The organism is Solwaraspora sp. WMMA2059, from assembly GCF_027497315.1.
In the GTDB taxonomy this organism is placed as follows: domain Bacteria; phylum Actinomycetota; class Actinomycetes; order Mycobacteriales; family Micromonosporaceae; genus Micromonospora_E.
The window spans coordinates 2768346-2793584 of sequence record NZ_CP114908.1 but is presented as its reverse complement, the minus strand read 5'-3'; the positions used below and the strand labels follow the sequence as shown (position 1 = coordinate 2793584).

The 25239-nt window shown below is 72.7% G+C and carries 20 protein-coding genes; 7 read left to right on the top strand and 13 right to left on the bottom strand.

Features of this window, described 5'->3' with window-relative positions; translation table 11 throughout:
- Positions 1-85 precede the first annotated feature (85 nt).
- From O7553_RS12935 to O7553_RS12915, 5 genes are all read left to right on the top strand, one after another.
- Positions 86-1828, top strand: coding sequence for an ABC transporter ATP-binding protein (locus O7553_RS12935; RefSeq protein WP_281555041.1), 1743 nt, complete (start codon positions 86-88; stop codon positions 1826-1828).
- A complete protein-coding gene (locus O7553_RS12930) occupies positions 1825-3624 on the top strand; it encodes an ABC transporter ATP-binding protein (protein WP_281555040.1) in 1800 nt (599 codons plus the stop codon). Before O7553_RS12935 ends, O7553_RS12930 begins: the two co-directional genes overlap by 4 nt.
- Positions 3625-3670: 46 nt before the next feature.
- Positions 3671-5062 carry a cellulase family glycosylhydrolase gene (locus tag O7553_RS12925; RefSeq protein ID WP_281555039.1) on the top strand — a complete coding sequence of 464 codons (1392 nt, stop codon included), beginning with the start codon at positions 3671-3673 and terminating at the stop codon, positions 5060-5062.
- Positions 5063-5349: 287 nt separating this feature from the next.
- Complete coding sequence (locus O7553_RS12920; protein ID WP_281555038.1) at positions 5350-7311, top strand: AMP-binding protein; 1962 nt, start codon at positions 5350-5352, stop codon at positions 7309-7311.
- A 110-nt stretch (positions 7312-7421) separates the two neighbouring features.
- Complete coding sequence (locus O7553_RS12915; RefSeq protein WP_281555590.1) at positions 7422-8300, top strand: metallophosphoesterase; 879 nt, start codon at positions 7422-7424, stop codon at positions 8298-8300.
- 26 nt (positions 8301-8326) lie between these two features.
- Here O7553_RS12915 and meaB read toward each other — a convergent pair whose 3' ends face one another.
- The 7 genes from meaB to O7553_RS12880 all read right to left on the bottom strand — a co-directional run bounded on the left by meaB (position 8327) and on the right by O7553_RS12880 (position 16759).
- On the bottom strand, positions 8327-9373 hold the full coding sequence (meaB, locus tag O7553_RS12910) for a methylmalonyl Co-A mutase-associated GTPase MeaB (protein ID WP_281555037.1): 1047 nt from the start codon (positions 9371-9373) through the stop codon (positions 8327-8329).
- Positions 9370-11574: a methylmalonyl-CoA mutase gene (gene scpA, locus O7553_RS12905; protein ID WP_281555036.1), complete on the bottom strand. Its 2205-nt coding sequence runs from the start codon at positions 11572-11574 to the stop codon at positions 9370-9372. The genes meaB and scpA overlap by 4 nt, the downstream gene beginning before the upstream one ends.
- A complete protein-coding gene (locus O7553_RS12900; protein WP_281555035.1) occupies positions 11571-13463 on the bottom strand; it encodes a methylmalonyl-CoA mutase subunit beta in 1893 nt (630 codons plus the stop codon). The genes scpA and O7553_RS12900 overlap by 4 nt, the downstream gene beginning before the upstream one ends.
- A gap of 97 nt (positions 13464-13560) precedes the next feature.
- On the bottom strand, positions 13561-14442 hold the full coding sequence (locus O7553_RS12895) for an oxygenase MpaB family protein (protein WP_281555034.1): 882 nt from the start codon (positions 14440-14442) through the stop codon (positions 13561-13563).
- An 11-nt stretch (positions 14443-14453) separates the two neighbouring features.
- The gene (locus tag O7553_RS12890) at positions 14454-15683 is read right to left on the bottom strand and encodes an MAB_1171c family putative transporter (RefSeq protein ID WP_281555033.1); all 1230 of its coding nucleotides are present in this window, start codon (positions 15681-15683) and stop codon (positions 14454-14456) included.
- 6 nt (positions 15684-15689) lie between these two features.
- Positions 15690-16244: a hypothetical protein gene (locus tag O7553_RS12885; protein WP_281555032.1), complete on the bottom strand. Its 555-nt coding sequence runs from the start codon at positions 16242-16244 to the stop codon at positions 15690-15692.
- Positions 16245-16291: 47 nt separating this feature from the next.
- Positions 16292-16759: a helix-turn-helix domain-containing protein gene (locus O7553_RS12880; protein ID WP_281555031.1), complete on the bottom strand. Its 468-nt coding sequence runs from the start codon at positions 16757-16759 to the stop codon at positions 16292-16294.
- 382 nt (positions 16760-17141) lie between these two features.
- Here O7553_RS12880 and O7553_RS12875 point away from each other — a divergent pair, with 382 nt between their 5' ends.
- Positions 17142-17450, top strand: a complete 309-nt coding sequence (locus O7553_RS12875; protein ID WP_281555030.1) for a hypothetical protein — start codon at positions 17142-17144, stop codon at positions 17448-17450.
- A gap of 325 nt (positions 17451-17775) precedes the next feature.
- On the opposite strand, the gene O7553_RS12870 is transcribed toward O7553_RS12875, so the two are convergent.
- Positions 17776-19422 (bottom strand): SulP family inorganic anion transporter, encoded by a 1647-nt coding sequence (locus O7553_RS12870; protein ID WP_281555029.1) that lies wholly within the window; start codon positions 19420-19422, stop codon positions 17776-17778.
- Complete coding sequence (locus O7553_RS12865; RefSeq protein ID WP_281555028.1) at positions 19419-19772, bottom strand: metalloregulator ArsR/SmtB family transcription factor; 354 nt, start codon at positions 19770-19772, stop codon at positions 19419-19421. Before O7553_RS12865 ends, O7553_RS12870 begins: the two co-directional genes overlap by 4 nt.
- A 221-nt stretch (positions 19773-19993) precedes the next feature.
- Between O7553_RS12865 and O7553_RS12860 the strand changes: the two genes are divergently transcribed.
- Positions 19994-20569 carry a snapalysin family zinc-dependent metalloprotease gene (locus O7553_RS12860; RefSeq protein ID WP_281555027.1) on the top strand — a complete coding sequence of 192 codons (576 nt, stop codon included), beginning with the start codon at positions 19994-19996 and terminating at the stop codon, positions 20567-20569.
- Here O7553_RS12860 and O7553_RS12855 read toward each other — a convergent pair.
- From O7553_RS12855 to O7553_RS12840, 4 genes are all read right to left on the bottom strand, one after another.
- On the bottom strand, positions 20506-22329 hold the full coding sequence (locus O7553_RS12855; RefSeq protein ID WP_281555026.1) for a metallophosphoesterase: 1824 nt from the start codon (positions 22327-22329) through the stop codon (positions 20506-20508). The genes O7553_RS12860 and O7553_RS12855 overlap by 64 nt on opposite strands.
- Before the next feature lie 106 nt (positions 22330-22435).
- Entirely contained in the window at positions 22436-23182 is a 747-nt protein-coding gene (locus tag O7553_RS12850; protein ID WP_281555025.1) for an SDR family oxidoreductase, read from the bottom strand.
- A gap of 48 nt (positions 23183-23230) precedes the next feature.
- Positions 23231-24880: a phosphoenolpyruvate--protein phosphotransferase gene (gene ptsP / locus O7553_RS12845; RefSeq protein WP_281555024.1), complete on the bottom strand. Its 1650-nt coding sequence runs from the start codon at positions 24878-24880 to the stop codon at positions 23231-23233.
- The gene (locus O7553_RS12840; protein WP_281555023.1) at positions 24873-25184 is read right to left on the bottom strand and encodes an HPr family phosphocarrier protein; all 312 of its coding nucleotides are present in this window, start codon (positions 25182-25184) and stop codon (positions 24873-24875) included. The genes ptsP and O7553_RS12840 overlap by 8 nt, the downstream gene beginning before the upstream one ends.
- Positions 25185-25239 lie beyond the last annotated feature (55 nt).

Here is a 25239-nt window from a genome sequence, read left to right as displayed (position 1 = left end):
CGGTCGCGGCTTAGGTTAGCCTCGGCTCACCGGTAGCCGGTCGGTGAGCCGGACCGTCACCGACCCCGCCGGAGAGAGACCTGCCGTGCCCGTACCCCGACCCGCCCCGCTGACCACGGCCCGGCTGCTGCGGCGCACCCTGCGCCGGCACCGCGGCCGGCTCACCGCCGGTGTCGTACTGCTCAGCCTGCACCAGGCGGCCGAAGCGGCGGTACCGCTGGCCATCGGACTGATCGTCGAGCAGGCCGTCGCGACCGGCGACTGGACAGCGCTCGCGGTCTCGGTGGCCGGACTGGCCGCTCTGTTCACCGTCCTTACCTTCGCCTGGCGGTTCGGTGCCCGGCTGACCGAGACCGCGATCCACCGGGAGACCCACCGGCTCCGGGTGGAGGTCGCCGGGCGCGCACTCGACCCACGCGGGCACCGCACCGGGCTTCGCTCCGGCGAGCTGCTCGCCATCGCCGCCGCCGACGCCGAACGGACCGCGTTGATCATCCGGGCCGCCACGGTCGCCGTCGCCGCCGTGGCGGCGCTGGCGGTCTCGTCCGTGGTCCTGCTCACCATCGACGTGCCGCTCGGCCTTGGTGTCCTGCTCGGCGTGCCGGCGCTGGTGCTGGCCCTGCAGGCGCTCGCCCCAGTGGTCATCCGGCGTACCGGCGCGCAGCAGGCCGCCGCCGGGGCGACCACCGCGCTCGCCACCGACCTGGTCAACGGGCTGGGTGCGCTGCGCGGATTCGGCGCGCAGCGCAACGCGGCCCGGCGCTACCGCGAGTCGAGCCGGCACACCCTCCAGGTGACCCTGCGGGCGACCACCATGGCCGGCGTCTACCAGGGGATCACCGCCGGTGCCAGCGGGCTGCTCCTGGCCGGCGTCGCGGGCGCGGCCGGCGCGATGGCGGTCCGGGGCCGGATCGGCGTCGGTGAGTTCATCACCGTGGTTGGTCTGGCCCAGTTCATCGCCGAGCCGGTCCGTGTACTCGGCTTCTGTGGTCAGCTCGCCGCCGCCGCGCGGGCCTCGGCCGAACGGGTCGCCCGGGTGCTCGCCGCGCCACCCGCCGTGCTGCCCGGCCAGCGTCCGGTGGCCCGGCCGCAGCCGGTGCGCCTGGCACTGACCAGGGTCAGCCACCGCTCACTGCGCGACGTCGACCTGCGGCTGGCGGCGGGAGAGCTGCTCGCAGTGGTGGCGTACGAGCCGCGCGACGCCCAAGCGCTGCTCGACCTGCTGCGCGGCGCCGTCGCCGCCGACGACCATCGGGGGACGGTGGCGGTGGACGGCGTACCGGTCGCCGAACTGACCCTCGACGGCCTGCGCGAACGGGTCCTGGTCGAACCGCACGACACGGCGCTGTTCGCCGGCACGCTGCGCAGCAACCTGCTGATCCGACCCGGTCAGACCGCGGATCCGTTGCCGGCGGCGGTCGGCGCTGCCTGCGCGGACGATATCGTCGCGGCGCATCCCGCCGGGCTCGACCATCCGGTCACCGACCGGGGCGCCAGCCTCTCCGGTGGCCAGCGACAGCGGATCGGGCTGGCCCGGGCGCTGGCCGCGGACCCGCCGATCCTGGTGCTGCACGATCCGACGACGGCGGTCGACGCGACAACCGAGGAACGACTGGCGGCCGGTCTGCGGGCGGCCCGCCACAGCCGTACGGTGAATCCGGCAGTCGAGCCCGGAGCACCGGCCACCCTGGTGGTGACCAGCAGCCCGGCGTTGCTCAGCAGGGCCGACCGGGTCTGCGTCCTGGCCGCAGGTCGGGTGGTGGGCGTCGCACCGCACCACGGTCTCGTCCGGACTGACCCGACCTACCGCGCGGCGGTGCTGCGATGACCGGTCCTGCCCGCGACCGGCTGCCGACCGCCACCGGCGCGCGGACCTGGCTGGTGCTCGGCGGGCAGCTGCGCCGCGCCGGTGTGCTGAGTGGATCCGCGCTGGTGACCGTCCTGGCGGCCAGCGCCAGTGGGCTGGTCGCACCCTGGGCGCTCGGTGTCATGGTCGACGACATCCGAGCCGGCGTCGGCACCGGCGAGGTGGTCCGTTCGGTGGTGCTGATCGTGCTCGCGGCCACCGTCGGCGCCGTACTGACCGGCATCGGTGCCGCGCTGGTCGCCCGGACCGGCGAGACCGTGCTCGCCCGGCTGCGCGAACGGGTGCTCGACCGCGCTCTGCACCTGCCCGGTCAGACGCTGGACCGCACCGGCACCGGCGACCTGCTGGCCCGGGTCGGTGACGACGTGTCGGTGGTGACCCAGGTGATCACCGACACCGCGCCGGTACTGGTGTCCGCGCTGCTGACCGTCGGGCTCACCGTCGCCGGACTGTTCGCGCTGGACTGGCGACTCGGCCTGGCCGGGCTGACCGCGGTGCCGATGTACCTGCTGGCGCTGCGCTGGTATCTGCCCCGCTCGGGACCGTACTACGCCCGGGAACGGGTCGTCACCGGGGAACGGTCCCAGGCGATGATCGGCGCGTTGCGCGGCGCGGCGACGGTCCGCGCGTACCGGCTGGAGGCGGCGCATCTCGCCGAGATCGAGCAGCGTTCGGCGGCGTCGCGCGACCTGTCGGTGTCCGTGCTGCGGATGTTCACCCGGTTCGGCTCCCGGCTCAACCGGGCCGAGTGTGTCGGCCTGACCTCGGTCCTGGTGGTCGGCTTCCTGCTGGTGCGGGCGGACCTGGTGACGGTCGGGGCTACCACGGCCGCTGCGCTGTACTTTCACCGGCTGTTCAATCCCCTCGGCGCACTGGTCGCCGAGTTCGACCAGGTCCAGCAGGCCGGGGCCAGCCTGGCGCGACTGGTGGGGGTGGCCGACCTGCCCCCGACGCCGGCCGCGACCGGGCCGGTCGTGCCAGCCGACACCGGGATCGAGATCGACGACGTCAGCCACCGGTACGAGGACGGCCCGCTGGTGCTGCGCGACGTGACCCTGCGTGTCGAGCCGGGGCAACGGGTGGCGCTGGTCGGGGCCAGCGGCGCGGGCAAGAGCACCCTGGCCGGCGTGGTCGCCGGCCTGCTCCGGCCGATCGCGGGCACGGTCCGGCTCGGCGGGGTGCCGGTCGCCGGGCCGGACCGTGCCGGTCACCCGGGGCTCGCCGGCAGGATCGCGCTGGTCAGCCAGGACGTGCACGTGTTCGCCGGCCCACTGGCCGAGGATCTGCGGCTGGCCCGCGCAGACGCCACCACCGACGAGATCACCGATGCGCTGGCCACGGTCGGCGCGCTCGGCTGGGTCCGGGCATTGCCGGACGGCATCGACAGCGTAGTCGGTGAGGGCGGTCACCAGCCGACCGCCGCCCAGGCGCAGCAGCTCGCCCTGGCCCGGCTGGTGCTGGCCGATCCGGACGTGGCGATCCTCGACGAGGCGACGGCTGAGGCGGGCAGCGCCGGGGCGCGGGACCTGGAACGGGCCGCGTTCGCCGCGACCGCCGGCCGGACGACTCTGATCGTCGCGCACCGGCTCACCCAGGCCCGGCGGGCCGATCGGATCGTGGTGCTCGACGCCGGCCGGGTCGTGGCCTCGGGTACGCACGACGAGTTGATCGCCGCCGACGGCGACTACCGGCGGCTGTGGGACAGCTGGACCGGCGGTCCAACCTCGACGGTTGACCTTACTGAAGATCCCGTTTAACGTCGCACGTCGATATGTTGTGCCCGCTGACCTGAGGGAGGGCGTCGTGCGTCGTTGGAGATTTGTCGTCGCAGTCGGAGGACTAGCGGCGGCCGTCGTCGGGGCGGTGGCCCTGCTCGCGCCGTCGGCCAGCGCCGCCACTGCGGCCTTCGTGAAGGTCAACGACTGGGGCAGTGGCTACGAGGGCCGGTTCACCGTCACCAACGACACGGCCGGCACCATCACCTCCTGGCAGGTGGGCTTCGACCTGCCGGCCGGCAGCCGGATCAGTTCGTCGTGGAACGCGCGGTCGACCACTGTCGGTAACCGGTACACATTCGACAACGCCAGTTGGAACGGCACCATCGCGGCCGGCGGCAGCACGACGTTCGGGTTCATCGTCGTCGGCAGCGGCACACCCGGCAACTGTACGGTCAACGGGGCCGACTGCGCCGGCGGACCGGCTCCGACCACCCCGCCGCCGACGACGGCTCCACCGACGACCCCACCGCCGACCGGCACCACGCCGGTCGCGATCAACGGCCAGTTGCGGGTCTGCGGGGTCAACCTGTGCAACCAGCACGGCCACCCGATCCAGTTGCGCGGCATGAGCACGCACGGACTGCAGTGGTACGCCCAGTGTCTTGACGATGCCTCGCTGGACACGCTCGCCACCGACTGGCGGGCCGACGTCCTGCGGATCTCGATGTACATCCAGGAGGGCGGCTACGAGACCGATCCGCGCGGCTTCACCGACCGGGTGCACGGACTGATCGACGAGGCGACCGCCCGCGGCATGTACGCCATTGTCGACTGGCACATGCTGACCCCGGGTGACCCCAACTACAACCTGGACCGGGCGAAGACCTTCTTCGCCGAGATTGCCCAGCGGCACGCCGGCAAGCCGAACGTCCTCTACGAGATCGCCAATGAGCCGAACGGAGTCGGCTGGGCCGGGATCAAGAGCTATGCCGAGCAGGTCATTCCGGTGATCAGGGCGGCCGACCCGGACGGCGTCGTGTTGGTCGGCACCCGGGCCTGGTCGTCGCTGGGCGTGTCGGAAGGCGGCAGTGAGGCCGAGGTCATCGCGAATCCGGTGGCCGCGACCAACATCATGTACACCTTCCACTTCTACGCCGGGTCGCACCACGACGCGTACCGCTCGGCGCTGTCGCGGGCGGCGGACCAGCTGCCGATGTTCGTCACCGAGTTCGGCATCCAGACCTACACCGGCGACGGAGCCAACGATCTGGTCAACGCTCAGTTGTGGATCGACCTGCTGGAATCGCGCAAGATCAGCTGGGTGAACTGGAACTACTCCGACGACTTCCGCTCCGGGGCGGTCTTCCGTGCCGGTGTGTGCGGCAGTGGCTCCTACGCCGGTACCGCCCCGCTCAAGGAAGCGGGCGTCTGGATTCGGGAACGGATTCGCAGTGCGGACGACTTTCCGACCCGCTGAAAGCCGGCATTAGCCACCGAGCGGGAGTATTCGCGTTCGGCCGGTGGCGCCGTGTCGGCCGAACTGGAAGGTCGTCACGGCGCCCCACCGCCTTTCCGGCATGTGCCGGATAGGAACTATGTGGCGTAGGGGAGTGGGAGTACGTGTTGTCGGAAATAGTCGTCACGCAAAGTTAGATGTTTTCACCTCCGCCTGTTTGGCATAACCTCTCTGGGTGATGGTCCGATCGCAGTGAGTTTGTGGTCGTGTCGATCGGCGGCGCGCCGTCGCCAGGGGAGGACAGCGGAATGGCATCCGAACGTGTCCAGGCCAGCGACGGGACGGCGGCATCCACCCGGGTGGCCCCGACTGTGGCGACCTACCGCACGTCCTGTGCCGGCGGCCGGACGTCGATCGACGAAGCCCAGGCGGCCGTTTTCGGTGCGCTCGCCGCGCTGGAGACCGCAGCCCGGTTGGACCGGCCGGTGCCGATCCGGTCGACCACGGCGACGCTCGGCCTCGACCTGGTCGATCCCCCTGAGCAACTGCGCCATCTGGCCGGACCGGCGGTCCGCTCCTGGCTGTCCCGGCGGCTGCGCCCGGTGGACCTGCTGCCGGAGCGTCGGGACGCCCTGCTGGTGCGGGCGACCACCGGGGTGGCGGCCCCGCCCGGCCCACCCACCGCCCGCATCGACTGGCGGGTCACCGCGAACCACCTGACCATCCACGCCAGCTGCCCCGGCGGGGACCCGTGGCGGCACTGCCTGCCGGCGGTCGCCGAGCTGTATGCGGAGGTGCTGCGCGAACTGGTCGACGAACCCGGCCAGGCCAGCTGGCGCACCGCCGGCATCAGCGGTGCCTCGCGTGACCTGCTCCTCGACCGGTACGCCGGTCGTCGGGTGGACCGTGGGCCGTTCCGTCCGCTGTCCCTGCTGGTCGAGCAGGCGGTGGACCGGCATCCGGGGCGGGTCGCGGTCAGCGGCCCGGGGGGCCGCCTGACCTACCGTGAACTGGACGACGCCGCCAACGGACTGGCCGCGTCCCTGGCCGAGGTCGGTGTACGGGCCGGCGATCCGGTGCCGGTACTGCTCGCCGCCGGCCCGGCGCTGTCGGTGGCCAGTCTTGCGTTGCTCAAGATCAGGGCCGTCCACGTCACCGTCGACCCGCACTGGTCCCCGGCCAGGCTACGGGCCGTGCTGGCCTCGGTGCCCGGTGCGCCCGTGCTTGCCGCCGCGCCGCCCGGGGACCCGGCGCTGTCCGGCGCACGCGTGATCGACGTACGGCCGGGTCAGGTCCCGCCGTCGCCCCGGCGCCCGGAACCGACCGGGACGCCTGACGACCCGGCGCACGCCCTGGTCACCGCCGCCGGGGACGGGGTGCCGCGCTGCACCGTCAGTCGGCATGTGGCACTGACGGACCGGGTGCACTTCATGACCCGCTTCTTCGCCGCGACCGGCGGCGAGGTCGTGCTGCCGGGCGGCCCCGGGCCGGGTCCGGCCGTCGGCAACCTTATCTGGCCGTTGACGACCGGTGGACGGCTGGTGCTGCCGCCCCCCGCCGCTGGTCGGCCGGATCTGTCCACCGTGGTCGCCGTCGTCGCGGCCGAGCAGGTGACGATGATCGAAACAGAGCCGGACACGCTCGACGCGATGGTGGCGGCGATTGAGCGGGACGCTGCGGTCGCCGGGCGTCTTGCCAGCCTGCGGCATGTCGTGGTGCCGGGTCCGGGACTGCGGCCGGCAAGCGCCCGCCGGCTGCGACGCCTGCTACCGCAGGTCGAGGTCAGCACCGGGTACGGTCCGGTCGGGACGGCCGCCGTCGCCTACCACCGGGTGGGCGAGACAGACGGTGACGTCATCCCCGTCGGTCAGCCGGTCGACAACTGCCACCTGCTCGTCGCCGACCATCGGCTGCGGCTGCTGCCGCCCGGCGCCACCGGCGCGATTCTGATCGGTGGGGCCGGCGTCGGCCCCGGCCGGCACGGCACGCCATGGCGCGCCGCTGCCGGGTACGTCGCCAATCCGTTCACGGAGATCCCGGGTGAGCTGCTTTACCACAGCGGGGACCTGGGCCGCTTCGACGAGGACGGCCGGCTGCACCTGGTCGGCCGGAGTGACCGCCGGACCAGCAGCGACGAGTCAGCCGAGCGATCCGGGGTGACCCGGGCCGCCGGGCCGGAGCCTGAGGGCCGGCGGCGTGGCGAGAACCGGGAGGTGGTCGCGGCCAGCGCGGGCGTCGTCGGTCGTGGTGGGGGCCTCGGACCGGGGTGACCCCCGCCGACGTCGATCGGCGGGCGGGCTACCGCTCGGCGGCCGCGTACCGGATGATCGATACCGGCGGTGGACCGGAGACGGAACGCGGACGGGAGGCGGCCACGGTGATGGTACGGCAGATCGGCGGCGACGGGGAGGCCACGGGGACGGCACCGACGCTGTGGGCGATCAGCGACCTGCACATCGCGTACCCGGAGAACCGCCAGATCGTCGCCGACCTGGCGGCGCCGGCGCCGCAGGACTGGCTGATCGTCGCCGGCGACGTCGCCGAGACGATCGCCGACGTGCGGTGGGCACTGGCCACGCTGCGCGAGCGGTTCGCCGAGGTGATCTGGTCACCGGGCAACCACGAACTGTGGACCACCGCGCACGACCCGGTACAGCTGCGCGGCGTGGAGCGCTACGCGCACCTGGTCGACCTCTGCCGGTCGCTCGACGTGCGAACCCCGGAGGACCCGTACCTGATCTGGTCCGGTGCCGGCGGACCGGCGGCGGTGGCACCGTTGTTCACCCTGTACGACTACAGCTTCCTGCCACCGGGCACCGGCACCAAGGCGGAAGGGCTCGCGTACGCACACCGCACCGGCATCGTCTGCACCGACGAGGCGATGCTGCACCCGGACCCGTTCCCGACCCGGGAGCAGTGGTGCTGGCAACGGCTGGCGGAGACCGAGGAGCGTCTCGCCGAGGTGGGACCGCAACTGCCCACCGTCCTGATCAACCACTACCCGCTGGTGCGCACGCCAATGGACGTGCTGCACTACCCGGAGTTCGCCATGTGGTGCGGCACCGACCGGACCGCCGACTGGCACCTGCGGTACCGGGCGGCGGTGATGGTCTACGGCCACCTGCACATCCCGCGCACCACCGTCTACGACGGCGTGCGCTTCGAGGAGGTGTCGGTGGGCTACCCCCGGGAGTGGCGTCGCCGCCTGGCGGTGCCCGGCCAGCTGCGCCGGATCCTGCCCGGCCCGCAGCCGGGCTGATCAGCCGCCGGTCAGCCCGGGGCTGCTCAGCGTCCGGTCACCCCCCGACCGCTCGACCGGTCGCCCCCGCCGTCGACGGGCCCGGTGAACGCCGCCAGCAGCTGGGCCGCGGCCTGCGCGGGAGTGATTTCCCCGGCGAGCACCCGCTTCTCGGTCTGCGGGGTCAGCGCGACCACCGCCGGATGCCCGCGCAGCTGGTCCAGCAACCCGTCGCGCACCATCGCCCAGACCCAGCGCAGCTGCTGCTGCCGGCGGTGCCGGTCCAGCTCCCCGCTGGCCCGCCGCCGGTCCTGGTGGGCGGTCACCTGCTGCCACACCTCGGCCAACCCGGTCCCGTCCCGGCCGCTGGCGGTGAGCACCGGGACGGCCCAGTCGTCGTGCCCGCCGCGCAGCATCCGTAACGCCCCGGCCAGCTCACGTGCGGCGGACCGGGCCTCCGTCGCATGCGCGCCGTCGGCCTTGTTCACCACCACGACGTCGGCGAGCTCCAGCACACCCTTCTTGATGCCCTGCAGCTGGTCACCGGTGCGGGCCAGGGTAAGCAGCAGAAACGTGTCGACCATCTCGGCAACGGTCGTCTCGGACTGTCCGACCCCGACGGTCTCCACCAGCACCACGTCGTAGCCGGCTGCCTCCACCACCACCATCGCCTCCCGGGTGGCGCGGGCCACCCCGCCGAGCGTGCCGGCGGTCGGCGACGGGCGGACGAACGCGGCCGGGTCAACGGCCAGCCGGGCCATCCGGGTCTTGTCGCCGAGGATGCTGCCGCCACTTCGGGCCGACGACGGGTCGACCGCCAGCACCGCGACCCGGTGCCCGTCGCCGGTCAGCCGGGACCCGAGCGCGTCGATGAAGGTGGACTTGCCGACCCCGGGTACGCCGGTCACCCCGACCCGCCGGGCCTGCCCGGCGTACGGGGCCAGCGCCACCAGCACCTGCTGGGCGTGTGCCCGGTGGTCCGGCCGGGTCGACTCGACCAGGGTGATCGCCCGGGCCAGCCACGCCGGTGCCGCCGCACGCACTCCGGCGACGTAGTCGGCCACCGGCGCCGGCGCGCGTCGTCCGCCGGTCATCCGGCCTCGGCGGTGTCGTGCCCCAGCCGACGGGACAGTTCGGCGAGCAGGTCCACCGCGGCGTCGGCCAGCACCGTGCCGGGCGGGAAGATCGCCGCCGCACCGGCGGCGTGCAGCGCCTCGAAGTCCTGCGGCGGCACCACCCCGCCGACGATCACCATGATGTCGTCCCCGCCGAGGGCGGCCAGTTCGTCGCGCAGCGCCGGCACCAGGGTCAGATGCCCGGCGGCGAGGGAGTTGACGCCGACCAGGTGCACGTCGGCCTCGACGGCCTGTCGGGCGACCTCGGCCGGGGTCTGGAACAGCGGACCCACGTCGACGTCGAAGCCGAGATCGGCGAATGCGGTGGCGACCACCTTCTGTCCCCGGTCGTGCCCGTCCTGGCCCATCTTCGCCACCAGGATCCGGGGCCGGCGTCCCTCGGCGACGGCGAACGCGTCGGTTGCGGCCCGGGCCCGGTCGATCCCGGCCACCGCGCCCGCCTCCTGTCGGTACACCCCGCTGATGGTACGGATCTGCGCCGCGTGCCGGCCGTACACCCGCTCCAGCGCGGCGGAGATCTCCCCGACGGTGGCCCCGGCCCGCGCGGCGTCGACCGCCAACCCGAGCAGGTTGCCGGACAGTGGTTCACCGCCGGAGTCGGGCCCGGCGTCGGCGGCACGGGTCAGCGCGGCCAGCGCCGCGTCGCACGCCGCCCCGTCCCGCTCGGCGCGCAGCCGCCGCAGCTTCTCCAGCTGCGCGGCCCGTACCGCCGTGTTGTCGACCTTGAGCACCTCGATCGGCTCGTCGGCGTCCGGCCGGAACCGGTTCACCCCGATCACCGGTTGCCGGCCGGAGTCGATCCGGGCCTGGGTACGGGCGGCGGCCTCCTCGATCCGCAGCTTGGGCAGCCCTTCGTCGATCGCCCGTGCCATCCCACCGGCGGCCTCCACCTCCTGGATGTGCTGCCAGGCCCGCCCGGCGAGGTCGTGGGTGAGCCGTTCCAGGTAGTAGCTGCCACCCCACGGATCGATCACCCGGTTGGTGCCGGACTCCTGGGCCAGCAGCAACTGGGTGTTGCGGGCGATCCGGGCGGAGAAGTCGGTCGGCAGCGCCAGGGCCTCGTCCAGGGCGTTGGTGTGCAGCGACTGGGTGTGCCCCTGGGTGGCCGCCATCGCCTCCACACAGGTGCGGACCACGTTGGTGAACACGTCCTGCGCGGTCAGTGACCAACCGGAGGTCTGGCAGTGGGTGCGCAGACTCAACGACTTCGGGTTGGTGGCGCCGGCGTCGCGGACCAGCCGGGCCCACAGCAGCCGGGCGGCCCGCAACTTGGCGACCTCCATGAAGAAGTTCATCCCGATCGCCCAGAAGAACGACAACCGGGGCGCGAAGGTGTCCACCGCCAACCCGGCGGCCTGCCCGGCCCGCAGGTATTCGACGCCGTCGGCGAGGGTGTACGCCAGCTCCAGGTCGGCGGTCGCCCCGGCCTCCTGGATGTGGTAGCCGGAGATCGAGATCGAGTTGAAGCGGGGCATCCGTGCCGAGGTGTAGGCGAAGATGTCGGAGATGATCCGCATCGACGGCCCAGGCGGGTAGATGTAGGTGTTGCGGACCATGAACTCCTTGAGGATGTCGTTCTGGATCGTCCCGGTGAGTTTCTCCGGCGGCACGCCCTGTTCCTCGGCGGCGACGATGTACAGCGCCAGGACCGGCAGCACCGCGCCGTTCATGGTCATCGACACGCTCATCCGGTCCAGGGGGATGCCGTCGAACAGCTGGCGCATGTCGTGAATGGAGTCCACCGCGACCCCGGCCATCCCCACGTCCCCGGCGACCCGGGGGTGGTCGGAGTCGTACCCCCGGTGGGTGGCCAGGTCGAAGGCGATGGACAGGCCCTTCTGTCCGGCGGCCAGGTTGCGCCGGTAGAAGGCGTTGGACTCCTCAGCGGTGGAGAACCCGGCGTACTGGCGAATCGTCCACGGCTGAGTGGTGTACATCGTCGGGTACGGTCCGCGCAGGTACGGCGGGACGCCGGGCACCGTGTCGAGGAAGGTCAGGTCGGCGGTGTCCGCCGCGGTGTACAGCGGCGCGACCTCGATCCCCTCCGGCGTGTGCCAGCTCGGCCCGGGCGGCTGCGGGCCCGGTGCCGCGGCCGGCCCGCCGACGCTGCCCGCGGCGTCCGGTGGCAGCAGTGTGGCCTGCGTGAAGTCCGGGATCATCGGGGGACCTCCAGGTCGTCGAACGTGGCGTCGAGGACGGCCGTCGCGTCGCAGCCGGCGTACAGGTAGCCGTCTACCTGGGCATGGTCACCGGGCCGACCGGCCAGCCAGACCCGCCGGGCCCCGGCGGCGGCCAGCGCGGCGGCCAGCGGCGCCGCTGCCGCCGCGTAGCTGGCGTCGGTGCCGCAGATGCAGGCCACGGCGGACGGGTCGGCGGCGAACGCGGCGGCGATCGCCGCCGGATCGTCGGCCGGGTCGCCGCCCCGGGTGGTGGCGATCCCACCGGCGGCGAAGAGGTTGCCGGCGAACCCGGCACGGGCGCTGTGCGCCGCGAGCGGGCCCAGGGTGGCCAGGAAGACGCTCGGCCGGGAACCGGTGGCCGCCAGGTACGCGTCGGCCCGGTCCCGCCGGGCCTCGAACGCCCCGGCGTGGAACCGTCGCGGCAGGCCGCCGCCGGGCGGTACGGGCGCCGGGGTACGGGCGGGCAGTCGCTCGTCCAGGTTGGGGAACTCGCTGACCCCGGTGACCGGGTCCCGCCGGCGCGCCAGGTTGTCGGCCCGACGCCGCCAGGTGTCGTCGATGCGGTCGGCGATCAGCCCGGCGGACAGCGCGGCGGCGGCCCCGCCGGCCCGCTCGATCTCGGTGAACCAGTCCCAGGCGGCCGCCGCCAGGTCCGCGGTGAGCTGTTCGATGTACCAGGACCCGCCGGCCGGGTCCAGCACCCGGCCGAGGTGCGCCTCGGCGAGCAGCACCGACTGGGTGTTGCGGGCGATCCGCCGGGCGAAGCCGTCCGGCAGCCCCAGTCGGGCGTCGAACGGCGCGACAGTGACCGCGTCCGCCCCGCCGGCCCCGGCCGCGAAGCAGGCGACGGTGGTGCGCAGCATGTTCACCCACGGATCCCGGGCGGTCATCATCGCGGCGGAGGTGACCGCGTGCTGCCGCTGCCGACCTGCCTCGGGCACCCCGCAGAGCTGCCCGACCCGGGCCCAGGCCTGCCGAGCGGCGCGCAGCTTGGCGATGGTGGCGAATTGGTCGGTGGTGGCGGCGAAGCGGAACTCCAGTTGCCCGAAGGCGGCCGGTAGGTCGAGCCCGGCGTCGGTGAGGGCCCGGAGATAGGCCAGCCCGGTGGCCAGGGCGCAGCCGATCTCCTGGGCGTCGCCACCGCCCGCGTCGTGGTACGCGGTGGCGTCCACAGTGACTGTACGCAGCATCGGCGACCGCTCGGCGTACCCGGCGAGGACGGCGAGTTGCGCGAGGTCGCCGGCCTGGCCGGTGCGGGCCTGCCAGCCGAGCGGGTCGGCGCCCAGGCAGCCGGCCAGGGCGTCGCGTTCGACGCTCCGGTCGTCGGCGAGCGCGAGCAACGCCTCGGCCGCGGCGACGCTGTCCGCGCCGGCGTCGAGCACCACCGGAGCGAGGCCGAGGTGGACCCCGTCGAGCGCCTCCGGCAGGTCGCTCGCGCGCAGGCCGCCCGCGCTCAGATCGATCCAGACCGAGGTGGCACCGTTGGCGAGGTCGGTCAGCACCGCCTCCCGGACCGCCTTCGGATCCGGGTCGACGTACCGCTGCCGGACGTCCCAGCCGGCAACCGTCGCGGCCGGGTCGGTGCCGCCCGCGCCGCCACCGTCGCGCCGGGCCTGGGCACCGCGTACGTACGGTGCCGTACCGGGCACCCCGACCCCCGGTGGGGCCGCCTGCCGGGTGTGCAGCGGGGCGATCCGGACGCCGTCGTAGGTGGTGGTGGCCAGCAGTTCGTCCACGGATTCGGCCGGGGTGTCCGGGCCGGCGGCGCCCGACTTGCGCAGGACGCCGAGCGCGAGCCGTCGCCAGTCGTCCGGCGTGGCCGGTGGGAATCCAGCGGCCGGGTCGAGGCTCTCGGATGGCACCGTCATGCACGGGATGTTAAGGGTGCGTCGCACTGATGGTCGGACCCGTACCCGGACTGTGACCACATCCACCGAACGTGATCGACTTAGCGTGTCTGCTCGACTACGACGATCCCTGGGTGTGATGGCCGGGTTGCGTCGTGACCGGGCCGAGCCGGGATATGTCGTATCCGTCCGGATACGTAGGTGTGTGGATTCCGTCGGCGAACAGCGGGGTCTGCCGAGGTCGGCCGGCCCAGCGCAGCATCGCGGCGCGTAGCCGCAGCCCGACGTGCAGGCCCGCGCGCACCGCCGGGCTCGGCGTGGCTACCCCGGTCGCGGCCCGCAGCCGTTCGTCGTACATGGCGGCGACCAGCGCGTCACCGACCGGCGCGAGCGGTCGCGGAATCTTGCCGCGCAGCAGCGCCCGGGTGGCCCGCTCGATCGAGGCGGCGTCGTCGTTGTAGCGCAGATGCGTCCGGTCGCGGCCGTCGAACCAGGTGGCGAACTCGCGGAAGGAGCCCGGAATGTCCCGGATGCCCATCCTTCGGCCTAGCTCCTGGTAGTAGTGGTAGGCGGCGGTCCGTTCATGGCAGCAGGGCCGCCGCCAGCCGTACCGCTCCAGCCAGCGGATCGGGACGACCACCAGACAGCCGAGGACGTAGCGGTAGTCGTCGTCGGCAATGTCGTAGTGGCGGTGGATCTGATTGGTCCGCCGGATCGCGTCGCGACCGCGCGGGGCGTCGAAACCGTGCAGCATCACTTCGTACATCAGCAATCCGGTGTCGTCGATCCGCTTGCGCGTGTGGTGCAGCAGCTCACCGGTGCGCACGTGCACGGCGGCGACCCGGGGCAGCGAGAAGGAGCGGTTGAACGCCAGGTTCAGGCCGAGTTTGCTGTCCCACGGGAACTCGTATCGCACCATCGTCTGATAGATCTCGAGGTAGTCGTGCTGCGGGTCGAGGATACGGATCCGCCGGAGGTCGGCGTAGCGGTGCGGCTGCACGAAGACCCCGTTCAGGATCGGTATGGCGGCGGCGCGGGCCGTAGCTCGGGCGACGACGCATCGGCGGCCAGCACCTGGCCGACCAGCGGAGAGCGGCTGAACCACTCGGCCACCCGACTCAACCAGGCGACCTCGCCAGAATAGCCGTTCGGCGGATCGTGCGGCTCGGAGAAGTCCGGCTCCCGCACCGGCCCGCCGGTGGCGGCCTGCCGCGTCCCGGCGGCGATCATCGCCGCCTCGACCAGCGCCGCGCGGTCGGTGCCGGCCAGGCCGGCAGCCGCGGCCAGCCGGTCGGCCGTCGGCGCGATCCGACAGTCAATGTACGGGCGCAGTGCCAACCGGCCGTCCCGGATCTCGGTGATCCGGCGGTGCAGCGCGTAGTCGATGTCGCGTAGGGCCACCCGCCGGTGGTGGGCCCGGTCGTCGAGGACCAGGTGCGGTTGCGCCGCGCTGACCGCCCGCCACAGTGGCGCCAATCGGTGCCACGACCGGTGCCGCCGCAACCAGGCCCGCCCGGTGTCCACCATGGGACCCCAGGTCGGCAGGGTGAGCCCGATCAGCATGGCGAGCGCACCGACGGTCACCAGGACCGCCGCGATCTGCGGTTCGCCGGCCGGTTCCCGGCCGATCCGGTAGGCGATCAGGTAGCCGGCCTTGGTGGCGCAGTACAGTAGTGCGGCGGCCGCGCCGAAGGCGGTGATCCGCAGTCCACGACGGAGCCACCGACGTGGCGTGACCAGGGAGAAGCGCCAGCAGAGCCGGGCCAGGTCGGTGGCGTAGCAGACGAAGACGACCAGGTAGACGACCAGGTAGCCGGCGACCGCCGGATGAGCGGCGTCCTCGACCACCAACCGGACCGGTGCGGCACCGGTCAACGTGGACGCCCAGAGTGCGGTGAGCAGTCCGGACGCGGTCACCGAGGCGATCACCCGACGCCGGACCCGGCGGGCCGCGACCGTCGGCGGCAGGGCCAGGAACAGCAGCAGGATCTCGGAGTTGGCCGCGACCCCCATCACCCCGGCGTGCGCCAGCAGCTTGGCCAGGTTCGGCAGCCCGGTGATCCGGTCCACCGCCTCGGCGACCGGCCGGACGGCGACGGTCACACCGGCGGCGAACGAACAGAAGGCGTACACCATCGCCCTCAGCACCCGGTTGTCGCGGTCCCGCCGCAGGTCACGCAGTTTGTAGCCGAAGGCGAGCCAGCCGGCGGCCGCGCAGACCGCGTACAGTGGGGTGTCCATCGGCGCTCACCGGGGCGGTGGTTCGAGCCCGTGCCGCAGCCGGGCCGCCAACGCGGCGTCGGTGACCGGCCCGGCTTCGTCGTGGGCGGGAGCCGATCCGAGGTCGGTCTCGCGGGCGGCGGCCTCCAGCAGGATGGTCGCCATCATCTCGGCCTCCTGTTCCTCGCTCCGGCTGTACACCCCGGTCCGGGCGAGTACCCGGTGCACCAGGGTGGGGCGCAGTGCCGGCATCAGCAGTTGGCTGGCCTCCTGGTCGTCGAGGGCGAGGGCACGGTGGCCGAGTAGGATGTGGCCGATCTCGTGGGCGATGATGTGGTCCCGGTGCACCCGGCTGGTGCGTTCCTCGTAGGCGACGACATGACCGGCGTCGGTGAAGAAGGTCAGGCCGAACGGCGCACCGGCGGGCATTGGCACGCCGACCAGGGTGATCTGCTGGCCGAGCACCGCACCGACCCGCTGGCACAGTTGTGGCGCATCGAACGGCCGGGGCGTCCGCAGGCCCTGTTCCTCGAGCTGACGCAGCCGACTGCGGCAGGTCCGGCGCAGCGGGGATGACTTCATATCCGTGCTTCCCTCAGCTTGGTCCGTCCTTCGCCACTGCAGGACGATCACGGGTCCTGCCGTCCTTCGGCACCGGGGCCGCCCTCGGCGTGGCGGGTCTGAAGCGCCTGGACCACCCGGTCGAGGATCTCGCCGACCGCGTCGAGTTGCGCCTCGGGCAGCGTACTCAGCCGGGTCGCGACCGCGCGCACCTTGAGGTTGCGCATCGCCTGCAGCGCATGCAGGTCCCGTTCGATTTCGCCGGAGCGACGCCGGTCGAAGAAGTACGCCGGGTCCACGTCGAAGAAGTCGGCGAGCGCCTCCAGATGCTCCTTGGTCGGGTTGGTCCGTCGACCGGTGCGCAGCTGCCAGATGTACACGTCGGAGATGGAACCGCCCCGGTCGCGGATGGCGTCGGCCACCTCCCGTGAGGTGTACGGGTCGCGGCGGGCCGGCCGGACCGTCTCGAAAAGCAGGTTGAGCTTGTCGGCGAGGCTGGATCCCGATCCGCCAGGGGGGGTGGTGCCGCCCGTCACGGCTACCTCCGTCGGATGTGCAGCTAAGATCTGGTCCGGAACTACAGCTAAGATTAGCCACGTTAGCGTTGTCGGTTAATATCGGTTGACGACCGTACGCCGAGTCAGTATACGATCACGACTTGAGGTTGACCAACCCGTTGCAGTGGCCGACCTTGATGCCGCTGGTGCGGTGAGGGGCGCGGAACGGGGGCGCCCCTCACCCCACCAGCCAGCGGTCGCCCTGGACGTCCTGTCAGATCGCCCCGTCCACCGCGACCCTGGTGCTGCCCCGCTGGCCGGCCTCGCAGGGCATGTACCACCGGCCGCGGTCGGTGCCGAATGCCGGTGCCGCCGAGCGGCGGTAGTCGGGTACGCCGGGCAACGGGCGTACGACGACTCGGTGATGTTCTTCTGGCGGATCGCGCTGCCGTTGGCTTGCCCGGCGTTCGGCGCGGTGGCGATCTTCACCTTCCTGCACGGCTGGAACCTCTACCTGGAGCCGATCGTGTTCCTGTCCACCCCGGAGAAGCTCACCCTGCCGCAGGCGTTGACCCAGCTCGTCGACGCGTACGGCGGGCCGATGTGGAACGTGCAGCTGTCGGCGGCGTCGTTGACCGCGATCCCGGTGCTCATCGTGTTCGTCATCGTCACCGATGGAGAACCCGACCAGAAGCAGTTCGATTCCCAGCAGCAGTGCCACTACGGGTGAGCCTATGGAGTGCTGCACGCGCGGGCCGTCAGGCTGCTGGCTTTCACCAGTACGCCTCAAGACGGTCAGCGAGGTCTGCCCAAAGTCCCGGTCGCTGATCGCGGCTCGTCACGTGTCGTGAACGTGAGATCGACATAGGGGAATCATGCATGCGTGGGCGAGGAGATGCAAATGCACCTGCACGTGCCACTGCACATGCACCACACTTATGCGAGGTTGTGTACGGGTCTGAATAATATCCGGCCGGTCTCCGCGTGGAAGCCGCCTGATCACGCAGCGGACGCCCGGCGCCCACCTGCGCGGCCAGCTCGACTGTCATGCGGAGCTATCGGTCCGCCCCGATGATCTGCCGGGCGGCGGCGATCGCCTCCGGAGTGTCGGGAAAGACCCGGTTGAGTCCGCTCAGCCGGGGGAGCAGCCCGAACGCGGTGAGCGCCTTGTGGTGTCCGTCCCGGATCCCGGACAGATAGACGGTGATGCCCCGTCGCTCCAGCCGCTGCACCACGTCGCGCAGCACCAAGGCGCCGGAGGCATCGATGGTGGACACGCGAGACATCCGTAGGATCACCACCCGTACCTCGGCGACGTCGGACAGCTCCAGCAGGAACCGGTGGGCGGCGGCGAAGAACAACGGCCCGTCCAGCCGGTACGCCACGATGTGCTCGGCCAGCAGCGCCTGCTCCTCGGCGTGGTGGTCGCCGGTGTCCAGCGGCACCCGATCCAGCCGTACCGCCTGGGCGATCCTGCGCAGCGCCAGCCCGCCGGCCACGACCAGGCCCACCAGCACGGCGGTGACCAGGTCCAGCAGGACGGTGGTCGCTGCGGTGAGCGCCATCACCAGCCCGTCGGAACGCGAGGCTCGGGCCAGTGCGGCCAGCGCGCTCACCTCGACCATCCGGATGGCGGTGGCGATCAGCACCCCGGCCAGCGCGGCCAACGGGATTCGGCTGACCAGCGGAGCCGCCACGAACATGAGCAGCGCGAGGATCAGCGCGTGCGACAGCGCGGCCAGTCGGGAGGCGGCACCAGCCCGGACGTTGACCGCCGTCCGGGCGATCGCCGCGGTGGCCGGGACCCCGCCGAACAGCGGTGTCACCAGGTTGGCCACGCCCTGGCCGAACAGTTCCCGGTCGGGATCGTGCCGCTGCCCGACCGACATGCCGTCCGCCACTGTGGCCGACAGCAGGCTCTCCAACGCGGCCAGGGCGGCGACCGCGATCGCCGCGGTCGCCAGTGCCGGCACCGCCGCCAGGTCCAGGAACGCCAGCGACGGTGCCGGCAGGGTGGCCGGCAGTGCGCCGATGGTCGGCACCGGCAATCCGGACAGCATCGTCGTGACGGTCGCTGCGGCAACCGCGAGCAGCGAGAACGGCACAGTTGGCCGCCACCGCGCCCCGGTCAGCATCGCGGCGGCGACGGCGAGGGCGATCAGCAACGACGGCCACTGCGGCTGCCGGACGAACGCCGCCACCGCCTGCCCGACCAGCGGCAGCACCCGGTCGCCGTGGACGTCCACGCCGAGCGCCGTCGGGATCTGCTGCAGCAGGATCACCCCCGCGATGCCGGCGGTGAAGCCCTCGATCACCGGGGCCGGCATGTACCGGGCGACCTGACCCGCCCGGACCAGTGCCAGCAGGATCAGGATCACCCCGGCCAGCAGCCCGACGGTGAGCACACCGCCCGGACCGAACTGCGCCACGATCGGCACCAGCACCACCGTCATCGCCCCGGTGGGCCCGGAGACCTGCAGGTTCGACCCGCCGAAGACCGCCGCGAGGGCACCGGCGACCACAGCGGTGACCAGCCCGGCGGTGGCGCCCAACCCGGAGGCGACACCGAAGCCGAGGGCGAGCGGCAGGGCCACGACCGCCACGGTGAGCCCGGCGAGCAGGTCCCGGCCCGGTTGCCGGCGGACCGCCCGCCAGTCGGTGGCCTGCGGCAGCAGCCGGCGCCCCCCGGCGACGGCGTTCATCCGCGTCCTGACGGGGCATGGGCCGACGCGTCCCGCAGTTCGGCCAGCAACTCGGTCTGGTCGACCAGCATCTCGGTGAGGATCCGCCGGGCCGCCCGCATCAGGTCCGCGACGTCCGGCCCGGCCAGGGCGTAGGTCACGGCGGAGCCGTCCCGGCTGGAGACCACGATGCCGGCCCGGCGCAGCACCGCGAGCTGTTGGGACAGGTTGGACGTCTCGACGTCGATCTCGGCGAGCAGTTCGCGGACCTGGCGGGGGCGCTCGCCGAGCAGTTCGAGCACCCGGATCCGCACCGGGTGCCCGAGCATACGGAAGAACTCGGCCTTCTTCTGGTAGAGCGGCACTGGCATGTGTGCAATTGAAGACTTCTTCAAGTAGTCATTCGCCGCCGGGGGTCCGTGCTGTGCGAGTCGTCACGTCGAGTCCGGCCTGCCGGGTGCGCCGCGAGGCTCAACCAGCGGGATGCGCTATGAGCGAAATGGGATAGGTGTGTGTCGATTAAGCCGGTCTACGGTGAGCGATGTCAGTCGATGCCAGCCGGTATCGCGGCCCGTTTCCAAGGAGGCATGCCATGCCGAGACAACGCACCGTCCGGGCGATCCTCGCGACGGTCACCGTCATCCTGTCGCTGATCGGTGTCCAGGTCGTGGCCACCGCGCCGGCCTCGGCCGCAGTGACCACGATCTACTACGACGCGAGCCGCGCCGGCCAGTTCGCGACCAACTTCGCCCAGGCCGCGCAGATCTGGAACAGCAGCGTGGACAACGTCCGGCTGCAGCCGGGCAGCCCGGCGTCGGTCGTCATCTACGTCGACAGCGGCTGGCCCCGGGCGTACGTCACCCGGCTGGGCGCCGGCCGCATCTACATGGGTACCCAGGCAGTGGACCAGGGCTACGACCGGACCCGGATCGCCACCCACGAGTGGGGACACATCCTCGGGCTGCCGGACCGGCGTACCGGGCTCTGCTCCGACCTGATGTCCGGCAGCAGCGCGCCGGTGTCCTGCCGCAACGCCTACCCGAGCGCCGCCGAGGCGGCCCGGGTCGACCAACTGTTCGCCCGCGCCGCCGCGACAGTCACCGATCAGGCGCCGAGCGGGAACCGGTCCAGCACGACCGGTGCGACATCGGGGGTACGCATGTCGTAGCGGTAGCTGGTCACCTCGCCGGTGCCGGTGTCCAGGACGCTGAACACCGAGTAGTCGTTGCTCTGCACGAACGGCAACGGCGTACCGGCCGGGTCGGTCAGCGGCGCGACCGTCGGCACCTGCGGCTCCAACCCGCCCGGGTTGCCCTGGGCCAGGTAGTTGTCCGGGTTCCACGGCGCCGGCGGGACCGGCCGGGACCGGCCCGACAGCGGGTGGAACGCACCGTACGAGTTGCCCACGTTAGAGGTCTCCAGGTAGTGGGTGCCGGACTCGGCAGTGAACCGGTTCCACAGGTGTGAGTGGCCGTTGAGCACCAGGTTCACCCCGGCGGACTCCAGCAGCGGGGCGACGTCACGGGTCAGCACGTTGTCCGCCTGTGGGTAGTCGTACCGGACCAGGGGGTTGCCGTCGGTGTCGGTCTGCTCGGTGCGCACCGGGTCGGTGAACGGCGGGTTGACGTTGTCGCCCAGCCCGTGTGGGCCCTCGTGCAGCATCACCACCGTGTACTTCGCGTCCCGGAACTGCCGGCTGGCCACCTCACGCTGCAACCACCGGTACTGCCGGCTGCCGACGCCGATTTCCTCGAAGATGTGCGAACCCCAGCCCTGGGCGAGCAGGTCGTCGGTGCTCGCCGGTGCCTCGGTGTACCGGGTCCGCTGCCAGTTCGCCGGGTCGGCGGCGATACCGGTGCCCCGCCAGATCCGGGTGGCGTACAGCGAGATCAACCGGACGTCGCCGACGGTCGTCGCGTACCAGCGCTCCCCGCCCGGCCCGCTGGTCGGCAGGGAGAAAATCTCCTCGTAGGTCTCGGTGTTGAACGAGTTCTCCAGGATCCAGCGTTCCTTGATCTTGCGGTTGTTCCGCGGGTTCACCTGCCTGGCGACCTTGCGGTATGCCGCCTCGGCCACCTCACGCGGCACCGGCGCGTTGAACGACTCGTTCAGCGTCGGCAGCCCACTGCGGCCCTGCACCTCGTGGTTGCCGATCGCCGGGAAGATCGGCGCGTGCTGCAGGATCTCACCGCCGGTCCAGGTGACCCCGCCGACCGTACGCGACGCCCGGCCCTGCAGCGCCGGGAAGAACGCCCCGCCGCGCTGGTCGTCGAACCACTCCGAGGCCCGGTCCGGGATGTTGACCAGGTCCCCGGCGAGGAACACCGCGTCGACCCGGCCGACCGTCTCGACCGCTTTCTGCAGGTTGGCCGGGGTGTTCGGCATCGACTGGTGGTCGCTGGTCAGCAGGATCTTCTGCGGCTGGCCGGGGGCGGCGGCGGGCGCCAGGGTGTAGGTGTCGGAAGCGACCATCGCACCACGCTCGATTGACACCACCCGGTACGGCGTCCGGCTGCCCACGCCGAGGCCGCGTACGGTCGCCTCGTGCCGCCAGATGTGCCGCCGGGTGATCTGCGTCGGCGGGTCCGGGATCTGCGAGGCGGCGTCCTCCGCCACCCGGGACAACTCGCCGGTCCGGGCCCGGAACACCCGTACGCCCCGGATCTTGCCGCCGGTGGCCGCGGCCCGTAGCTCGGCCCGGTTGAGCTCGTCGGCCCGGTCACCGACCACCACGACGTGGTGCCGACCGGCGAACTCAGTCAGCCAGACAACCCGGACGGAGTTCTTCGCCGGGGACTGCAGGAACGGTTCGGTGAGCAGGACCGGGTCGGCACCAGCGCCGGCGCTCGCCCCGGACGGCGCCGCCGCGCCCATCAGTAGGGTCAGGACCGCGACGATCGCGGTGAACTGCCAGATCGGTCTGGACACGATGCCTCCACGCTGCGGGGATCAGACGAGCCGCAGCATCCTCGGCACAGGTGAACAGCACCGTCGAGCGACGCTGACCAGCGGATGAACGCCTGTACCCGGCGGGTCAGCGGTGTACCAGCCCGCCACCGACCTCGATCACCTGGCCGGTGACCGCACCGGAGTCGGGGCTGGCGAGGAAGCGGGCGGTGGAGACCATGTCGTCGGGGTCGAGCCGGCGCTGCACCGCCTGCCGGTGCAGGATCGCGGCGTCGACCGCGGCCTCGTCGACCGGGGCGTTCCCGGCGAGTTCTCGTTCGCCCTCGGTTCGGATCGCGCCCGGCGAGATCGCGTTGACCGTCGTGCCGTCGGGTCCGAACGCGCGGGCCAGCGAACGGGTGAGACCGACCAGTGCTGCCTTGCTCGACACGTACGACGGCCCGGACGGGCCGCCCAGGCGGACCGTGGCCGAGGTGACGTTGATGATCCGGCCGCCGCCACGGGCCCGCATCCCCGCCGCCAAGGCCTGGCTGAGCAGCATCGGGGCGGTGACGTTGACCGCGAACGTCGCCTCCCATTCGGCCAGCGGCAACTCGTCGATCCAGACGTTGGACGCCCGCGCCGCGTTGTTGACCAGTACGTCGACCGGCCCAGCCGCCTCGGCCAAGGCCAGCACCTCGGCGGGGACCGACAGGTCCGCCTCGACGATCCGGGCGTGCGCGCCGGCCGCCCGGCACCGTGCGGCGACGGTCTCTGCCTCGTCGGCGGCGGCCAGGTGGTGCAGCACCAGGGCTGTCCCGGGTGTGGCGAGACCGGTCGCGAGGGCCGCGCCGATGCCGCGTCGCGCCCCGGTGACCAGGATCGTCCGACTCATGCACTGATCCTGCGGCCGGTCCGCGGCCGCGTCAACGTCGACCGGCGGTCAGCCGGCGGCCGGGCCGGCTGAGACCGCCGCGCGGGCGGCCGCCGCGTCCGGCGCGGCCAGCGCGGCCCGGGCCAGGCGCTGACAGTCGTCCAGGGTGTGCGCGGCGAGCGCGGCCCGCACTGCCGGCACCGACCGGGCCGACATCGACAGGCTGGACACCCCGAGCCCGGTCAGCACCACAGCCAGGGCCGGGTCCGCGGCCGCCTCACCGCAGACCCCGACCGGTTTGCCGGCGGCCGCGCCGGCCTGCGCGCAGGTGGCGATCAGCTCCAGCAGGACCGGCTGCCACGGGTCGAGCAGGTCGGCCAGGTCGCCGCAGAGCCGGTCGGCGGCGAATGCGTACTGGCTCAGGTCGTTGGTCCCGATGCTGAGGAAGTCGACGTGCTGCAGCAGCGCCCCGGCCCGCAGCGCGGCAGCCGGCACCTCCACCATCACGCCTACCGTGGGTAGCCCGACGGCGCGGGCCAGCTCGACGAACTCGGCCGCCTCCGCCGGCGTGGTCACCATCGGTGCCATCACCCACACCTCGGTTCCGGTGGCCCCGGCGGCCTGTGCGATCGCGTCGAGCTGGGTGCGCAGCACCTCGGGGCGGCGCTGGGCGGTCCGTAGCCCGCGTACGCCGAGCGCCGGGTTCGGCTCTTCGCCGGCGTGCAGGAACGGCAACGGCTTGTCCGCACCGGCGTCCAGGGTCCGCAGCACCACCTTGCGGTCACCGGCGGCGGTGAACACCTTCGCGTACGCGGTGACCTGCTCGTCGTGGCCGGGCGGCTCGGCCCGGTCCAGGTAGAGCAGTTCGGTGCGGAACAGGCCGACGCCTTCCACATCGTCGATGAGGTCGGCGGCGGAGCCGACGTTGGCCAGCAGGGCCACCGAATGTCCGTCGGCAGTGCGTCCCGGGCCGCTGGTGGCGGCCAGTTCCGCCCGGCGGTGCTGTTCCCGTCGGCGGGTCTCGGCGACGGTGTCGTCGTCGACTCCGGCGGTGACGTCGCCGGTGGTGCCGTCCACGGTGACCAGGGTGCCGTCCGGCACGTCGAGAATGCCCGGGCACCGTACGATCGCCGGCAACCCGAGCGCGCGGGCCACGATGGTGGTGTGGCTGGTCGGCCCGCCGGCTGCGGTGACCAGGGCGAGCACCCGGGCCGGGTCGAGCCCGGCGGTGTCGGCCGGGGCCAGGTCCTGGGCGCTGAGGATGAACGGCACGCCCGGGTCGGGCACGCCGGGCATCGGTTCGCCCAGGCAGACCGCGACCGCCCGGTCGCGCAGGTCGTCCAGGTCGGCGACCCGTTCGGCGAGGTACCCGCCGGCGGCCGCGAACGCCGCCCGGTGCTCGGCGAGCGCGGCGTCGATGGCGTGCGGCGCGCCGGCACCGGCGGCCACGCGGGCACGTGCCGCCTCGTGCAGCACCGGGTCCTCAGCCATCATCACCTGCGCCCGCAGGATCTCCGCCGCCGTCGGGTCGGTCGCGGTGCTGGCCCGCCGGCCCAGCTCGGTGGCGACCGCCACCAGCGCGGCGACCGCCCGGTCCGCCTCGGCTGCTGGGTCGTCGACCGGCACCGGCGCGGGCAGCCTGGGTGCCTTGGCCACCCGGTGGATCGGGCCGGCGGCCAGCCCGGTGCTGACGCCGAGCCCGGTGTGCAGCTCAGCCACGACCGGCCGCCGTGGCACCGGCGCCGTCACCGCCGGGCTCGGCGTCGAGGTCGCGGGCGAGCAACGCGGCAAGCTCGTCGAGCGCGGCGTCGGCGCCGTCACCGTCGGCCTCCAGGGTTACCTCGGTGCCCTGCTTCACGCCGAGGGAGAGCACCGAGAGCATGCTGCGGGCCGGCACCGCCGGTCGGCCGGCGGTGCTGATCATCACCGGCACCGGTGCGGTTGCGGCGGCGGCGACGAACAACGCGGCGGGCCGGGCGTGCAGGCCGCTGGCGGAGCCGACGGTGACGGTACGGGTAGGCATGTCTGCCTCCTTTGTCCCTGGTGGGGTCAGGGTTCGTTGGGTTCCCGGGTCACGG

What these genes read in the sequence shown, in the direction of transcription:
- O7553_RS12930 (WP_281555040.1), top strand. Translation starts at nt 1,825, where the DNA reads ATGACCGGTCCTGCCCGCGACCGGCTGCCGACCGCCACCGGCGCGCGG.
- O7553_RS12920 (WP_281555038.1), top strand. Translation starts at nt 5,350, where the DNA reads ATGGCATCCGAACGTGTCCAGGCCAGCGACGGGACGGCGGCATCCACC.
- O7553_RS12915 (WP_281555590.1), top strand. Translation starts at nt 7,422, where the DNA reads ATGGTACGGCAGATCGGCGGCGACGGGGAGGCCACGGGGACGGCACCG.
- meaB (WP_281555037.1), bottom strand. Translation starts at nt 9,373, where the DNA reads ATGACCGGCGGACGACGCGCGCCGGCGCCGGTGGCCGACTACGTCGCC.
- scpA (WP_281555036.1), bottom strand. Translation starts at nt 11,574, where the DNA reads ATGATCCCGGACTTCACGCAGGCCACACTGCTGCCACCGGACGCCGCG.
- O7553_RS12900 (WP_281555035.1), bottom strand. Translation starts at nt 13,463, where the DNA reads ATGACGGTGCCATCCGAGAGCCTCGACCCGGCCGCTGGATTCCCACCG.
- O7553_RS12890 (WP_281555033.1), bottom strand. Translation starts at nt 15,683, where the DNA reads ATGGACACCCCACTGTACGCGGTCTGCGCGGCCGCCGGCTGGCTCGCC.
- O7553_RS12885 (WP_281555032.1), bottom strand. Translation starts at nt 16,244, where the DNA reads ATGAAGTCATCCCCGCTGCGCCGGACCTGCCGCAGTCGGCTGCGTCAG.
- O7553_RS12870 (WP_281555029.1), bottom strand. Translation starts at nt 19,422, where the DNA reads ATGAACGCCGTCGCCGGGGGGCGCCGGCTGCTGCCGCAGGCCACCGAC.
- O7553_RS12865 (WP_281555028.1), bottom strand. Translation starts at nt 19,772, where the DNA reads ATGCCAGTGCCGCTCTACCAGAAGAAGGCCGAGTTCTTCCGTATGCTC.
- O7553_RS12860 (WP_281555027.1), top strand. Translation starts at nt 19,994, where the DNA reads ATGCCGAGACAACGCACCGTCCGGGCGATCCTCGCGACGGTCACCGTC.
- O7553_RS12850 (WP_281555025.1), bottom strand. Translation starts at nt 23,182, where the DNA reads ATGAGTCGGACGATCCTGGTCACCGGGGCGCGACGCGGCATCGGCGCG.
- O7553_RS12840 (WP_281555023.1), bottom strand. Translation starts at nt 25,184, where the DNA reads ATGCCTACCCGTACCGTCACCGTCGGCTCCGCCAGCGGCCTGCACGCC.